We start from the raw sequence: 15,860 nt of genomic DNA, 5'->3' as shown, positions 1-15,860 counted from the left end.
TCGGCATCAGCCACGTCTATGCCTCGCCGATCCAGACCGCGCGGCCCGGCTCGACCCACGGTTATGACATCGTCGACCATGCCCGGATCAATCCCGAGCTCGGCGGCGAGGAAGGGTTCTACCGCCTGTCGAACGCCTTGCGCGACCAAGGGCTCGGCCTCGTTCTCGACATCGTGCCGAACCACATGGGGGTCGGCGGCGCCGACAACGGGGCCTGGCTGTCGGTGCTCGAATGGGGCGAGCTGTCGCCCCGGGCCCGGACCTTCGACATCGACTGGGAGCGGCTCGGGGCCGGCGGCAAGCTCGTCGTGCCGGTGCTGGGCGACCGCTACGGCGAGGCGCTCGAACGAGGCGATCTCCGGCTCGCCTTCGACGCCGGCGAGGGCTCGTTCAGCGTCCATCACCACGAGCACCGGCTGCCGCTCTCGCCCCTGTCCTACCCGCTGATCCTGGACCGGGCCCTTGCTGCGCTGGATGCCCTGCAGGGCCATGCCGAGCTGATCGCGGTCTCCGACCGGCTCCGGGCCATGGGGGATGAAGGGCTGCCGGAACGGCGCGCGCTGTTCCCGGAGGAGGGCGAGGCGCTGAAGCGCCGTCTTGCGGTCGCGGTGGGCGGCTCGGCCGAGCTCGCCCGCGCGGTGGAGCGGGCCGTCGCGGTGGTCAACGGCGTGCCGGGCCTGCCCGAAAGCTTCGGCACCCTGCACCGCATCCTGGAAATGCAGAGCTACCGGCCGGCCCATTGGCGGGTGGCGGCGAGCGACATCAATTACCGCCGCTTCTTCGACATCAACGGCCTCGCGGGCATCCGGGTGGAATTGCCGGAGGTGTTTGCGGAGACGCACGAGCTGGTGCTGCGGCTCGTGCGCGACGGCAAGGTGCAGGGGCTGCGCATCGACCATGTCGACGGGCTGGCCGATCCCGAAGGCTACCTGAAGACGCTGCAGGCCGCGGCGGGCCCCGGCTTCTATATCGTGGTGGAGAAGATCCTGGAGCCCGGCGAGGCGCTGCGGCCCTGGCCGATCTCCGGCACCACCGGCTACGACGTGCTCAACCTCATCGACGGGGTGCTGGTGGACCGCCGCGAGGGCGGGCGGTTTGAGGCGATCTACCGCCGGTTCACCGGCGTCGAGGGGCGCTATTTCGACCTCCTGCGGGCCGCCAAGGCCGAGATCCTGCAAAGCTCCTTCGCGAGCGAGCTCGAGGTCCTGTTGTCCGACCTGAAGCGCATCGCCGACGGCGACCGGCGCACCCGCGACTACACGGTCTACGGCATGCGGGTGGCCCTGACCGAGATCATCGCCCGCTTCCCCGTCTATCGCTCCTACCTGACCGAGGCGGAGGCCTCGCCGGAGGATGTCGCCCTGATCCAGTCGACCATCGACGGCGCCAAGCGCCACTCGGCGCTGCCGGACCGCTCCGTCCACGATTTCGCGGCCGATGCCCTGCTCGGCCGGATCGAGACGAGCGGGCCCGGCCGGCCCGCCGCCGATCACGTGGCGCGGTTCCGCCGACGCTTCCAGCAGCTCACCGGCCCGGTCATGGCCAAGAGCCTTGAGGACACGCTGTTCTACCGCTACGGCCGGCTGATCTCGCTGAACGAGGTGGGCGGGGACCCGGCCGAGTTCGGCATGGAGGTCGAGCTCTTCCACCGCGCCAATGCGGAGCGGGCACGGGTGTGGCCGGACAGCATGATCGCGACTGCGACGCACGACACCAAGCGGGGCGAGGACGCCCGCGCCCGGCTGGCTGCCCTCTCCGAGATGCCGGAGGCCTGGGAAGAGGCGCTGGCGCTTTGGCGCGACACGGTCACCCCGCACCTTGCGCAGGTCGGTGAGGCCGCCGCGCCCGACAGCAACGACCAGTACATCCTGCTCCAGTCCCTGCTCGGCTCCTGGCCGATGGAACTGCTGGACCGCGACGACGAGGCGGTGCTCGCCACCTGGCGCGAACGCCTGCACGGCTATGCCGAGAAGGCGCTGCGCGAGGCCAAGCGCCACACGAGCTGGGTCAACACCGACTCCGCCTACGAGGGCGCCGCGCAGGGCTTGGTCGACACGCTGCTGCAGCCCGGTTCCGCCTTCCTGTCGGGCATGCGCCCCTTCGCGCGCCGCCTCGCCGAGGCCGGCATGCGCAACGGGCTCGCCCGAACCGTGCTGAAACTCACGGTTCCGGGCGTCCCGGACACCTATCAGGGCACGGCCTTCTGGGACCTGTCCTTGGTCGACCCGGACAACCGGCGGCCGGTGGATTACGCGGGCGCCGCCGCCGCGCTCGAGGCGGGTGGCTCCCCGACCGAGTTGATCGCGCTCTGGCCGGACGGGCGCGTAAAGCAGAGCGTCACGGCGGCTTTGCTGGCCGACCGGGCCGCCTGTCCAACGCTCTACGCCGAAGGCGACTACCAGCCGCTTCCCGCCTCGGGCGCGGCCGCGCCCCACGTCCTCGCCTTCGCCCGCATGGCGGGCGGGGAGGAACTCGTCGCCGCCGTGACCCGGCTCGGCGCCGCCGGCCCGGACTGGGCCGGCACCCGTCTGGCCCTGCCGGCGGGCGTGTGGCGCAACCTGCTGGACGACCGTCCCGTCGAAGCCGACCAAACCGGGGTCGCGGCCGAGGAGCTTTTCGCGCGGCTGCCCGTTGCGGTCCTGAGGAGGAGTGCATGAAGGCCCGCGCCCGCAAGTCTCGCAGCCCAGAAACGCCGGCACCGGGCGAGCCCGCCCCCGCTGCCGCAGCGGCCCCGGACCGGTCCGGTCCGTCGGGTCCCCGCATCTACAACCTGTTTCCGCTGCTGGTCGGCACCGTTTCGGCCTGGACCGCCGAACTCCCGCGCATCGCCGGCATGGGGTTCGACTGGGTCTATGTGAACCCGTTCCACGAGGCGGGCTTCTCAGGCAGCCTGTACGCCACGCGCGACGTGTCCAAGCTCGACCCGCGCTTCCGCGACCCGGACGGGGGGGCGGACGACGAGCAGATCCGGGCCTTTGTCGACGCCGCCCAGGGCCACGGCCTGCGCGTCATGAGCGATCTGGTCGTGAACCACGCCTCCAAGGACGCGGTCCTGGCCGGCGAGCGGCCGGACGCCTTTCTCCGCAACATGTGGGGCGAGCTCGAGAGCCCCTACGCGGTGGATCCTGACGATCCGAGCAAGCGCACCGTCTGGGGCGACCTGGCGGAGTTCGACTATGCGACCCCGGCGGCGCGGGACTTCCTGATCGGCTACTGGGATTCCTACATTGCCCGGATGCAGGGGCTGGGCATCGCCGGCTTCCGCTGCGACGCGGCCTACAAGGTGCCGCCCGAGGTCTGGACGCGGCTGATTTCGGGCGCGAAAGGCCGCGATCCGGGCTGCCTGTTCGCGGCCGAGACGCTTGGCTGCTCGGACGAAGAGGCGGTCGCGACGGCCAGAGCCGGCTTCGACTACCTGTTCAACTCCTTTGCCTGGTGGGACTTCCGGAAGCCCTGGGCGCTCGAGAATTACGAGCGGCTGCGGCTCCTGGCGCCGTCGATCGCCTTTCCGGAAAACCACGACATGGAGCGGGTCGCGGCCGCCTTCGGGCCCGAGGCACGGGCCGAGGCCGAGCGCGCCCTCGCCATGCGCTACGCGCTTGCGGCCTTCTTCTCCTCCGGCGTGCTGATGCCGATCGGCTACGAATGGGGTGACCGGACCAAGCTGCACGTGGTGGACACCACGCCGGCCGACCGAGAGCGGGAAACGGGCATCGACATCTCGGACCGGATCGCCGCCATCAACCGGCTCAAGGCCGAGCTGCCGGCGGCCAATGTCGAGGGCGCGGCGGTCAAGCTGTCGGCCTTGGACGCGCCCTATCTGGCGCTTCTGCGCACGGATGCCGGCCACCCGGAAGGATCGTCCTCCGCCGTGCTGGTTCTGGCCAATCCGGGCGAGGCCGCAGCGACGGTGGATCCCGGCGAGATCCTGCCCCGGACGGGCGGGCTGCATGGGCCCTTCCTGGACCGCACGCCGGGCGAGGCCCCCATCGTGTTCCAGCCCGGCACGCCGGTGATGCTGGCGCCGGGCGAGGTCCGGATCCTGTCGGGCGAGCGCTCCGGCGCGAAGAGCTATCCCGAGACGGCGCCGGACGGCCAGGGCCGGGTCGTGATCGAGACCGTCTGGCCCGAACTCGATGGCGGGCTGACGCCGATCAAGCGGGTGGTCGGCGACGTGGTCGAGGTCTGGGCCGACATCTTCTCGGACGGCCACGACGCCATCGCGGCCGAGATCCTGTATCGGCCCGCCCACGAGGCGCAGTGGCGGCGCGCGCCCATGCGGCCGGTCGAGAACGACCGCTGGACCGGCTCCTTCCCGCTCGAAACCAACGCCCGCTACGTCTTCACCATCGAGGGCTGGCGCGACCCCTTCGCGTCCTGGCGGCACGAGATCGAGGCCAAGCGGGCGGCCGGCGTCGATGTGCGGCTCGAGACGATGGAGGGCGTGCGCATCACCGAGGCGGCGGCCGGCCGAGCCGCCGGCAGCGTCGACGGCGCCGCGCTGGCCGAGATCGTCGGGCGGCTGCGGACCGCCAGTCAGGGCTCGCCCGGGCAACTCGCGGTGATCCTGGACCACCACCACGAGACCCTGATCGCCCGCCACGCCGAACGGCTGAACCTGTCGCGCTATCCGCGCGAGCTCGGAGTCCAGGCCGACCGGCTGGCTGCCCGGTTTTCCGCCTGGTACGAGCTGTTTCCGCGCTCGACGAGCCACGACCCAAACCGGCACGGCACCTTCGACGACGTGATCGCGCACCTGCCCTATGTGCGCGACATGGGCTTCGACGTCCTATACTTCCCGCCGATCCATCCGATCGGCATCCGCAACCGCAAGGGCCGCAACAACGCGCTCACGGCGGAGCCCGGCGATGTCGGCTCGGTCTATGCCATCGGCGGCGAGGCGGGCGGGCACGACGCCGTTCATCCCGATCTCGGCGGCCTCGACGCGTTCCGCCGGCTGGTCGCCGCCGCGCATGCGCACGGACTCGAGATCGCGCTCGATTTCGCCGTGCAGTGCTCGCCCGACCATCCCTGGATCGCCGAGCATCCCGAATGGTTCGAGTATCGTCCCGACGGGACGATGAAATACGCCGAGAACCCGCCCAAGAAATACGAGGACATCTACAACCTCACCTTCTACGGCAAGTCGCTGCCATCACTCTGGTACGCGCTGCGCGACACGGTGCTGTTCTGGTGCCGGGAGAAGGTGCGGATCTTCCGCGTCGACAACCCGCACACGAAGCCCCTGCCCTTCTGGCAGTGGCTCATCGCCGAGGTGAACGGTCGCTACCCGGACGCGGTCTTCCTGGCCGAGGCCTTCACGCGGCCAAAGATGATGCGCAAGCTCGCCAAGATCGGCTTCCAGCAGAGCTACACCTACTTCACCTGGCGGGACACCAAGGCCGAGCTGACGGAATACATGACGGAGCTGGCCCATTCGCCGATGAGCGAATACTACCGGCCGAACTTCTTTGCCAACACGCCCGACATCAACCCGGTCTATCTCCAGACGAGCGGGCGGGCCGGGTTCATTGTGCGCGGCACGCTCGCCGCCACGCTGTCCTCGGCCTATGGCATCTATAGCGGCTTCGAGCTCTGCGAGGCGGCCCTGTACCGCAAGGAGGAGTATCTCGATTCCGAGAAGTACCAGATCAGGGCCTGGGATTTCGACCGGCCGGGTCACATCCGCGAGCACATCACCAAGCTGAACCGCATCCGGCGGGAGAACCCGGCCCTGTGGGACTTCCGCAACGTCACCTTCCTGCGGGCCGGCAACGACCAGATCCTGTCCTACCTGCGGACGACGCCGGCGAGGGACAACGTCCTGCTGATCCTGGTCAATCTCGATCCGCATCAGCGGCAGGAATCGGATTACGAGGTGCCGCTCTGGGAGCTCGGCCTGCCCGATCACGGCACCGTCGAGGTCGAGGACCTCCTCGGCGGCCACACATTCCAGCTGCACGGCAAGTCGCACCGCATCGCGCTCGATCCGGCGGAGCGGTCGGCCATCATCTGGCGGCTCAGCGCGCCTGCCGCGAGGCCATGACAATCCGCGCCCCGACCGGGACAGCCAATGTGGCCGACCGTGCGGGCGCGCCCGGGACGAAGAACGGCGGCGCAGCTTGCGCCGCCGCACTCACAAGACCAAAGCCGCATGGAGGCGGCCAGACCACATGATCGACCGCAGCGATCCCCAATGGTACCGCGATGCCCTGATCTACCAGGTGCACGTGAAGTCCTTTTTCGATTCCAACAACGACGGGATCGGCGACTTTCCCGGCGTCACCGCCAAGCTGGACTACATCCGCGACCTCGGGGCCACGGCGATCTGGCTGATGCCGTTCTATCCCTCGCCGCTGCGCGACGACGGCTACGACATCCAGGAATACCTCGACATCAACCCGGCCTACGGGACGCTGGACGACTTCCGGGTCTTCGTCGAGGCCGCGCACGAGCGCGGCATCCGGGTGATCACCGAACTGGTGATCAACCACACGTCGGATCAGCATCCCTGGTTCCAGCGGGCGCGGCATGCGCCGAAGGGCTCGCCGGAGCGCGACTTCTACGTCTGGTCCGACACCGACCAGGTCTATACCGACACCCGCATCATCTTCCTCGACACCGAGGCCTCGAACTGGACCTGGGACCCGGTCGCCGGCCAGTATTTCTGGCACCGCTTCTATTCGCACCAGCCGGACCTCAACTTCGACAACCCGGCCGTGTTGGATGCCGTGATCGAGGCCATGAACTTCTGGCTCGACATGGGCGTAGACGGGCTGAGGCTCGACGCGATCCCGTACCTGATTGAGCGCGACGGCACGAATTGCGAGAACCTGCCGGAGACGCACGACGTCATCAAGAAGATCCGGGCCGCGCTGGATGCCCGCTACCCGGACCGCATGCTCTTGGCCGAGGCGAACCAGTGGCCCGAGGAGACCGCGCCCTATTTCGGCGACGGCGACGAATGCCACCTGTCGTTCCACTTCCCCCTGATGCCGCGCATGTACATGGCGCTGGCGCAGGAGGACCGGCACCCGATCACGGACATCATGCGCCAGACGCCGGAGATCCCGGACGGCTGCCAATGGGCGATCTTCCTGCGCAACCACGACGAGCTGACGCTCGAGATGGTGACCGACAAGGAGCGGGACTACCTTTGGGATTTCTACGCCGCCGACCGGCGGATGCGGATCAATCTCGGCATCCGGCGGCGGCTCGCGCCGCTGCTGGAGAACGACCGTCGCAAGGTCGAGCTGTTGAACTCGCTGCTGCTCAGCATGCCGGGCACCCCGGTGATGTATTACGGCGACGAGATCGGGATGGGCGACAACATCTATCTCGGCGACCGAGACGGCGTCCGCACCCCGATGCAATGGTCGCCCGACCGCAACGGCGGCTTTTCGCGCTGTGACCCGGCGCGGCTCTTTCTGCCGACCATCCAGGACCCGATCTACGGCTTCGACGCCGTGAACGTGGAATCGCAGTCCCGCATCCCGGCCTCCCTCTACAACTGGATGCGCCGGCTGATCGCGGTGCGGCGCGGCAGCCGGGCCTTTGGCCGGGGCACGCTGCGCTTCCTCTTCCCGCAGAACCGCAAGGTGCTGGCCTATCTGCGTGAGTTCGAAGGCGAGACCATGCTGTGCGTGGTGAACGTGTCGCGCGCCCCGCAGGCCGTCGAACTCGACCTGTCCGAGTTCGCCGGCGCGATTCCGGTAGAGATGACGAGCGGCACCGCGTTTCCGCGCGTCGGGGACCTCCCCTACCTGCTGACCCTCGCGGCCTACGGCTTCTTCTGGTTCCAGCTCTCCAAGGCCGAGACCAGCACGGACAGCCGCTACGGGCCGCCGGCCCAGCCGGAGCTGTTCACGCTGGTCCTCACCAAGGGGCTCGGCTCGCTGCTGCAGGGGCGCGAGCGCGAGGCGGTCGAGCGCACCATCCTGCCGAACTACATCATGACCCGGCGCTGGTTTGGGGCCAAGGGCGGCAAGGTGCGGTCGGTGCGGCTGGTCGATTACGCTGTGATGAAGAACCGGGACGGGGACGAGAGTTTCCTCCTGCCCTCCTTCCGGGTGGAGCTCCGCTCCGGCGAGCAGCAGACCTATTCCATGCCGCTGGCCTTCGAGGCCGGCGAGAACGAGGCGAACCTGCCCTATGCGGTGGCACGCGTCAGGCAGGGACGCCGCACCGGGCTCGCCTACGGGGCGGCGTCGTCGGCCGAATTCGCGCTCTCCGCCCTGGCGGCCATCCGGGACGGGCTGGAGGTCGAGAGCGTGAACGGGGGCCGCCTCGTCTTCCGGGCCACCGCCGGGGCACCGGCCGATCCCGGCTACGGACCGGGCGACGTGAGGCGGCTTTCGGGCGAGCAGTCGAACACCTCCATCCAGATCGGCGAGGAGATGGTCCTCAAGATCTACCGCCGCCTGCAATCGGGCATCCACCCCGAACTCGAGGTGGGGCGCTTCCTGACCGAGGTGGCCGGGTTCCGGAACACCCCGGCGACGTTTGGCACGATCGAGTATGTCGATCCCGAAGGCCGGCAGGTGGCGCTCGGGATCCTGCAGCGCTTTGTCCGCAACCAGGGTGACGCCTGGCGGCTGACGCTGGAATCGCTCAGCCGCGAGCTCGACACGCTGGTCTTCGCCCCCCCGGATAGCGACGGGCTCGGCGAGGCGGCGGCGCCCTATCTGCGCTACGCCGCGACGCTGGGGCGCCGCACGGGCGAGATGCACCTCGCCTTCGCAACCGCCACCGACGACCCCGCCTTTGCGGCCGAGCCGATGACCGAGGCGGATGTCGAAGCCGCGGCAGCCGACGCCCGCGCGCAGGCCGAGCGCGCCTTCGCGGCGCTGGCCGGCCTTGGCGAGACCGCGGCCCTGTCCGGCCCCGTGCAGGACCTGCTCGGACGGCGAGACCTCTGCTTCTCAGAGATCGAGCGGCTCGCCGCTCCCCCGGTCGGGGCGCTGAAGACGCGGATCCACGGCGACTTCCACCTCGGCCAGGTGCTGATCGTGCAGGACGACGTGATGATCGTCGATTTCGAGGGCGAGCCCTCCCGCCCGGCCGAGGAGCGCCGCCTCAAGGTCTCGCCGCTGCGCGATGTCGCCGGCATGCTGCGCAGCTTTGCCTATGCGGCCGAAAACGGCGCCCGCGACGTGGCGGCGCGTCTTCCGGAAACCGCGCCCCGGGTCGCCGAGTTGGCGAGCGAGTGGCTGCAACTCGTCGAGGCCGAATATCTGCGGAGCTACGAGGAGGCGGTCGGCGGAAGCCCCGTCTGGGTGTCCGACGACAGCTCGCGGCAGGCCCTGCTGCGCCTCTTCCTCTTGTCGAAGGCGCTGTACGAGGTGAATTACGAAGCCAACAACCGCCCCGACTGGATCGAGACGCCGGTGCGGGGGGTCCTGTCCCTCCTGCCTTCGGGAGACGTTGAATGAGCCCAGCCTCTCCCCCTCCGGCCGGGCGAGCCCGCCCGGCCTCGACCGACGGCCGGAGCGGCCGGACGCGGCCTCCGAAGGCCGTGCCGACCGCCGTGCAGGTCGATCTCGCCGCCGTGGCGGCGGTCGTTCAGGCCCGGCATGGCGACCCGTTCGCCGTGCTCGGCCCGCACGAGAGCGGCGGCGGGATGTGGGAGATCCGGACCATCATGCCCGGGGCCGAGGAGGTCTCGATCCTGCCGGACGGGGGCGGCGACCCCGTGCCGACGACGCGGCTCGATCCGGCCGGCTTCTTCGTGGGCCGCCTGCCGGCGCCCGAGCGGCCCGGCTATCGGCTGCGCATCCTGTGGCCCGGCGGCGTGGTGCAGGAGACCCGCGACCCCTACAGCTACGGCCCCATTCCGGGTTTCGAGCGCATGGCGGCAATCCGCGACGTCGGCTCGGACGCGGTGCCGCGCCTGCTCGGCGCCCAACCCGTGACACTCGCCGGCACGGCCGGGATTCATTTCGCGGTCTGGGCGCCGAACGCCCGGCGGGCGAGCGTGATCGGCGATTTCAACGGCTGGGACGGCCGCCGCCACCCGATGCGGCTGCACCATGACGGCGGCGTCTGGGAGCTGTTCATCCCCGGGGTCCAGATCGGGGCGCGCTACAAATACGAGTTCCTGGGGGCGGACGGCGTCCGGCTGGAAAAGGCCGACCCGGTCGCCTTCTACGCCGAACGGCCGCCGGCCACCGCGTCGATCGTGCATCCGCTGCCGGAACCGGCCTGGCGCGACGCCGAGTGGATGGCCGCTCGCGCCGCCGGCGATGCCCGCCACAAGCCGGTTCTCGTCTACGAATGCCACCTCGGCTCCTGGGCGCGGGTGCCCGAGGAGGGCAACCGGTTCCTGACCTACCGCGAGCTCGCCGAGCGGCTGATCCCCTACTGCGCCGAGATGGGCTTCACCCATATCGAGCTGCTGCCCATCACCGAATTCCCATTCGACGGCTCCTGGGGCTACCAGCCGGTGTCGCTGTTCGCACCGACGAGCCGCTTCGGCACGCCGGACGATTTCGTCGACTTCGTCGAGGCCGCGCATGCGGCCGGCATCGGCATCCTGCTCGACTGGGTGCCGGGCCACTATCCGAACGACGCGCACGGGCTCGGCCTCTTCGACGGCACGCATCTCTACGAGCATGCGGACCCGCGCCAAGGCTATCACCAGGATTGGGGCACCTACATCTACAATTACGGCCGCCAGGAGGTCTCGGCCTTTCTGGTCGCCAACGCCCGGTTCTGGCTGGAGCGCTACCATCTTGACGGGCTGCGGGTCGATGCGGTCGCCTCGATGCTGTATCTCGACTATTCTCGCAAGCACGGAGAATGGGTGCCGAACCGCTATGGCGGCAACGAGAACCTGGAGGCGATCGACTTCCTCCGGCGCATGAACGAGACCGTCTATGCGGCCGATCCCGGCGTCATGACGGTGGCGGAGGAATCGACCTCATGGCCGGGCGTCTCGCACCCGACCTATACGGGCGGGCTCGGCTTCGGCTTCAAGTGGAACATGGGCTGGATGCATGACACGCTCCTGTTCATGTCGAAGGAGCCCGTGCATCGGCGCTACCACCACCACCACCTGACCTTCGGCCTGCTCTACGCCTTCTCCGAGAACTTCATCCTGCCCCTGTCCCACGACGAAGTGGTACACGGCAAAGGGTCGCTGCTCGGCAAGATGACCGGCGACCGCTGGCAGAAATTCGCCAACCTGCGGGCCTATTACGGGTTCATGTGGGGCCACCCGGGCAAGAAGCTGCTCTTCATGGGGGGCGAGTTCGGGCAGGAGCGCGAGTGGAACCACGACCGCTCGCTGGATTGGCACCTGCTGGAAGATGGCTTCCATCGCGGGCTGCGCGACCTGGTGCGGGACCTGAACCACGCGGTCCGGGCGGTTCCGGCGCTGCATGAGCGCGACACGGAGGCGGCCGGCTTCCAGTGGCTGGTCGCCGACGATGCCGAGAACTCAGTCATTGCCTGGCTGCGGCGGGGCCGCGACGAGGATCGCATCGCCATTGTGGTGTCGAACTTCACCCCCGTGGCGCGCGAGGGCTACCGGGTCGGCGTGCCGCTGCCCGGCTATTACCGCGAGGTCATCAACACCGACGCGGCCGCCTATGGCGGGTCGAACCTCGGCAATGGCGGCGGGGTGCAGGCCGAGAGCTGCGAGGCGCATGGCCACGCCCATTGCCTGTCGCTGACGCTGCCGCCGCTCGCGACCGTGATCCTGGAGCGGGTGGGATGAGCGGGCCGGCTCCGGTGTGTCGCGAACAGCCCGGCGTGGCCCGCGCCGGGCAACCATCCCGAACCCCGGCTGTTCAGCTCCGATGACGACGCTTCTGCTGCACCACGAGGCCGCCTGCATCGCCCATGCGACGCCAGCCGGCCACCCCGAACGCCCCGATCGCATCCGGGCCGTCGCGACGGCGCTCGGGGCCGAGCGCTTCGCCGCCCTGCGGCGCGAACTCGCCCCGGAGGCGACGTTGGAGGAGGTGGCGCTCGCTCATCCCCTGGCCTGGGTCGAGGCGATCGCCAAGGCGAACCCGGCCTCCGGCCTCGTCCAGGTCGATTCCGACACGATCATGTCGCCCGGAACGCTGGAGGCCATCCTGCGCGGCGCCGGCGCGGCCGTCGCGGCCACGGACGCGGTGATGACCGGCGCGGCCGCGAACGCCTTCTGCGCCATGCGGCCGCCCGGCCACCATGCCGAGCGCACCCGGGCCATGGGCTTCTGCTTCTTCAACAACGCGGCCATCGCGGCCCGGCACGCCCAGACCCGGCACGGGGCCGAGCGCGTCGCGATCATGGATTTCGACGTTCACCACGGCAACGGCACCCAGGACATCTTCTGGAGCGACCCGACGGTGCTCTACGCCTCCACGCACCAGATGCCGCTCTATCCGGGCACTGGCGCCGTCTCCGAGCGCGGCGACCACGACACGATCGTCAACGCGCCGCTGCGGCCCGGCCAGGGCGGTGTCGAGTTCCGGGAGGCGATGACCGCGAAGATCCTGCCCCGCATCGAGGCGTTCGGGCCCGATCTCGTGGTGATCTCGGCCGGGTTCGACGCGCACAAGAGCGATCCCCTGGGCAGCCTGCGTTTCGAGGCTGACGATTTCGCCTGGGCCACGCGGGAATTGATGGCGATCGCGGCCCGGCATGCGGGCGGGCGGGTCGTCTCGGTGCTGGAGGGGGGCTACGATCTCCGCGGACTTGCCGAATCCTGCGCCGCGCATGTCGCGGCCCTGATGGAGGGCTGACCATGCCGGGTCCCACGCTCGACCTTTCCGGCCAGGTCGCGGTGGTGACCGGCGCGTCGTCCGGCATCGGTGCGGCGGTGGCGGCGGCGCTGGGCGCCGCGGGAGCCAAGGTCGTGGTCAATTACCGCGGCGACCGCGACGGGGCGGATCAAACCGCCGAGAAGATCCGGCAGGCCGGCAGCGAGGCGCTGGTCGTGGAGGCCGACGTCTCCTCCGAGGCCGACGTGGAGCGCCTCTTTGCCGAGACCCGGACGGCGTTCGGCACGCTGCACCTCCTGGTCGCCAATGCCGGCGTGCAGCAGGACGCGCCCGCCGACGCCATGACCCTCGACCAGTGGCGCAAGGTGATCGACATCAACCTGACCGGGCAGTTCCTGTGCTGCCGGGCCGCCATCCGGGAATTCCTGGCCCGTGGCCCGCTGCCAGCGGTCAGCCGAGCGACCGGCAAGATCATCTGCATGTCCTCCGTGCACGAAAAGATCATGTGGGCGGGGCACGTGAACTACGCTGCGTCCAAGGGCGGCGTGATGCTGATGATGCAGAGCCTCGCGCAGGAATTCGCCGACCGGAAGATCCGCATCAACTCCATCGCGCCGGGCGCCATCCGGACGCCCATCAACCGCGAGGCCTGGGAAACGCCGGAAGCGCTGGCCAAGCTCTTGAAGCTCATCCCCTACGGCCGCATCGGCGAGCCCGAGGACATCGCCAACGCGGCGCTCTGGCTGGCCTCCGACCTGTCCGACTACGTCACCGGCGCGACCCTGTTCGTGGACGGCGGCATGACGCTCTATCCGGAGTTCCGGGAGGGTGGATGACCAGCACAGCAGCCGGCCGAGGCCGCGCCCCCTGCAGGGCTCGGGCCTGAACGGCCCGCCTGCCCGGGAAGGCTGACCGCGTGGCCGCCGGCACGCCCACCCTGGTCGAGACCACCATCCCGGCCCGACTCGACCGGCTCGCCTGGAACCGCTTTCACACGCTGGTGATCGTGGCGCTCGGGATCACCTGGATCCTGGACGGCCTCGAGGTGACGCTGGCGGGAGCCATTTCGGGAGCCCTCAAGGAAAGCCCGACGCTCCGCTTCACGAACACCGACATCGGCTATGCCGGCACGGCCTATCTGCTGGGTGCCGTGCTGGGAGCGCTCGGCTTCGGCTGGCTCACCGACCGCTGGGGCCGCAAGAAGCTCTTCTTCATCACCCTCGCGGTGTACCTGACCGCCACCTTCCTGACGGCGTTCTCCTGGAATCTGTGGAGCTTCTGCCTGTTCCGCTTCCTCACCGGGGCGGGCATCGGCGGCGAGTACACGGCCATCAATTCCACCATCCAGGAATTCGTGCCCGCGAAGTACCGTGGCCGTGTCGACCTGATCGTCAACGGCTCCTTCTGGATCGGCGCGGCGCTCGGCGCGGGGGGGTCCGTGGTGCTCCTCAATCCCGCCATTCTCGACCCGGAACATGGCTGGCGGCTCTGCTTCGTGATCGGGGCGGGGCTGGGCCTCGGCATCCTGGTCCTGCGCCGCTGGGTACCGGAGAGCCCGCGCTGGCTCGTCACGCATGGCCGGGCACCGGAAGGCGAGCGGATCGCCAAGCAGATCGAGACCCATGCCGGCGCGCGCGATCCGACCCCGGCCGCCGTGACGCGCCTGCATGCCCGCACGCACACCCCGCTCGCCGAGGTGTTCCACGTCCTGTTCCGGCTGCACCGCCAGCGGGCGCTGGTCGGGCTCGCGCTGATGGGCGCCCAGGCCTTCTTCTACAACGCGGTGTTCTTCACCTACGCGCTCGTGCTCACCGACTTCTACGGCGTCGAGACCGGCCGGGTCGGCCTCTACATCCTGCCCTTCGCGGCCGGCAACTTCCTCGGCCCGGTCCTCCTGGGCCGCTTCTTCGACACGGTCGGGCGCCGCCCGATGATCGCCGGGACCTACATCCTGTCTGGCCTGCTGCTGGCCGGATCGGGCTGGCTGTTCCAGCAGGAGATGCTGTCAGCGACCGGCCAAACGCTCGCCTGGATGGTGGTGTTCTTTGTGGCCTCGGCGGCGGCGAGTTCCGCCTATCTCACGGTCGGCGAAACGTTTCCCCTCGAGATCAGGGCGCTCGCGATCGCTGTGTTCTACGCCATCGGCACCGGCATCGGCGGCGCGGCCGGGCCGATCCTGTTCGGCGCCCTGGTGGATACGGGCTCGCGCACCAGCGTGTTTGCCGGCTACCTGTTCGGCTCCGCCCTGATGGTTGGCGCCGGGATCGTGCAGTGGATCTGGGGCGTCGCCAGCGAACGGCGGTCGCTGGAGGACGTGGCACGGCCGCTCTCGGCCGCGCCAGCCCTGCCTCCCGTGTAACCAGACGCGGTCGCCCGAGCCGCGGCGGCCGAGCACCACGAGGGGAGCCCGCCATGAGCCACCAGCTCGACGTCACAATGCAGGGGCAGAACGGCCCGACACCCCTCCGGGTCAGCGTGCGGCAGGCCGTCGTGGCCGGCTGGACCGGACGCGACCCGGTGGCCCGCGACCACCATATCCGCGAGCTCGAAGCGCTCGGCATCGCGGCGCCCGCGACCACGCCGATCTTCTACCGCGTCGCGGCCAGCCGGCTCACCACCGCCACGCGGCTGGAGGCGAGCGGCGACGCGTCAAGCGGCGAGGTCGAGTTCGTGCTGATCCGCTCGGGCGGTGTGACCTATGTCGGCGTCGGCTCGGACCACACCGACCGCCGGGTCGAGACCTACAGCGTCACCGTGTCCAAACAGATGTGCGACAAGCCGATCGCGCCGGTGCTGTGGCCCTTTGCCGAGGTCGAGGGGCATTGGGACCGCCTGGTCCTGCGCTCGCATGCGGTGATCGGCGGGGAGCGCGTGCTCTACCAGGAGGGCACGCTGGCCGGCATGCTGCCGCCGGCGGAACTGATCGCCAAGGGCTTCGGCGGCGCAGGCATGCCCGACGGCTGCGCCATGTTCGGGGGCACCTTTGCGGCCCGAGGCGGCATCCGGCCGGCCTCGCACTTCGCCTATGAGCTCGAGGACCCGGTTCTCGGCCGCCGCATCGCCCACGCCTACGACGTGGAGGAACTGCCGATCCTCGGCTGAGCGGGCCCGCGAACCGGGCCTGCTGTGCCGCGCCGGGTGAGCCCGGCG

8 protein-coding genes are annotated in these 15,860 nt (G+C 69.8%); all 8 read left to right on the top strand.

The genetic code is table 11. The annotated features are described in order from the left end of the window. Nucleotides 1-2,657, top strand: a 2,657-nt coding sequence (gene treY, locus JWR86_RS02165; protein ID WP_299560098.1) for a malto-oligosyltrehalose synthase, incomplete at its 5' end; no start/stop codon positions are given. Then, nucleotides 2,654-6,046: a maltotransferase domain-containing protein gene (locus tag JWR86_RS02160; protein ID WP_299560096.1), complete on the top strand. Its 3,393-nt coding sequence runs from the start codon at nt 2,654-2,656 to the stop codon at nt 6,044-6,046. The genes treY and JWR86_RS02160, both read left to right, overlap by 4 nt. 127 nt (nt 6,047-6,173) lie before the next feature. After that, nucleotides 6,174-9,431 (top strand): maltose alpha-D-glucosyltransferase, encoded by a 3,258-nt coding sequence (gene treS, locus JWR86_RS02155; RefSeq protein ID WP_299560093.1) that lies wholly within the window; start codon nt 6,174-6,176, stop codon nt 9,429-9,431. Beyond that, on the top strand, nt 9,428-11,716 hold the full coding sequence (gene glgB / locus JWR86_RS02150; protein ID WP_299560090.1) for a 1,4-alpha-glucan branching protein GlgB: 2,289 nt from the start codon (nt 9,428-9,430) through the stop codon (nt 11,714-11,716). The genes treS and glgB overlap by 4 nt, the downstream gene beginning before the upstream one ends. An 82-nt stretch (nt 11,717-11,798) precedes the next feature. Beyond that, the gene (locus tag JWR86_RS02145; RefSeq protein ID WP_299560087.1) at nt 11,799-12,731 is read left to right on the top strand and encodes a histone deacetylase family protein; all 933 of its coding nucleotides are present in this window, start codon (nt 11,799-11,801) and stop codon (nt 12,729-12,731) included. A 2-nt stretch (nt 12,732-12,733) separates the two neighbouring features. Next, complete coding sequence (locus JWR86_RS02140) at nt 12,734-13,546, top strand: SDR family oxidoreductase (RefSeq protein ID WP_299560084.1); 813 nt, start codon at nt 12,734-12,736, stop codon at nt 13,544-13,546. Between the two features lie 80 nt (nt 13,547-13,626). Next, nucleotides 13,627-15,069, top strand: coding sequence for an MFS transporter (locus tag JWR86_RS02135; protein WP_299560081.1), 1,443 nt, complete (start codon nt 13,627-13,629; stop codon nt 15,067-15,069). Between the two features lie 77 nt (nt 15,070-15,146). Further along, on the top strand, nt 15,147-15,812 hold the full coding sequence (locus JWR86_RS02130) for a DUF2848 domain-containing protein (RefSeq protein ID WP_299560104.1): 666 nt from the start codon (nt 15,147-15,149) through the stop codon (nt 15,810-15,812). The last annotated feature ends 48 nt before the right edge of the window (nt 15,813-15,860 follow it).

It is taken from the genome of Enterovirga sp., assembly GCF_028290205.1.
Taxonomy (GTDB): domain Bacteria; phylum Pseudomonadota; class Alphaproteobacteria; order Rhizobiales; family Beijerinckiaceae; genus Enterovirga.
This window is presented reverse-complemented; position numbering and strand designations above follow the sequence as displayed.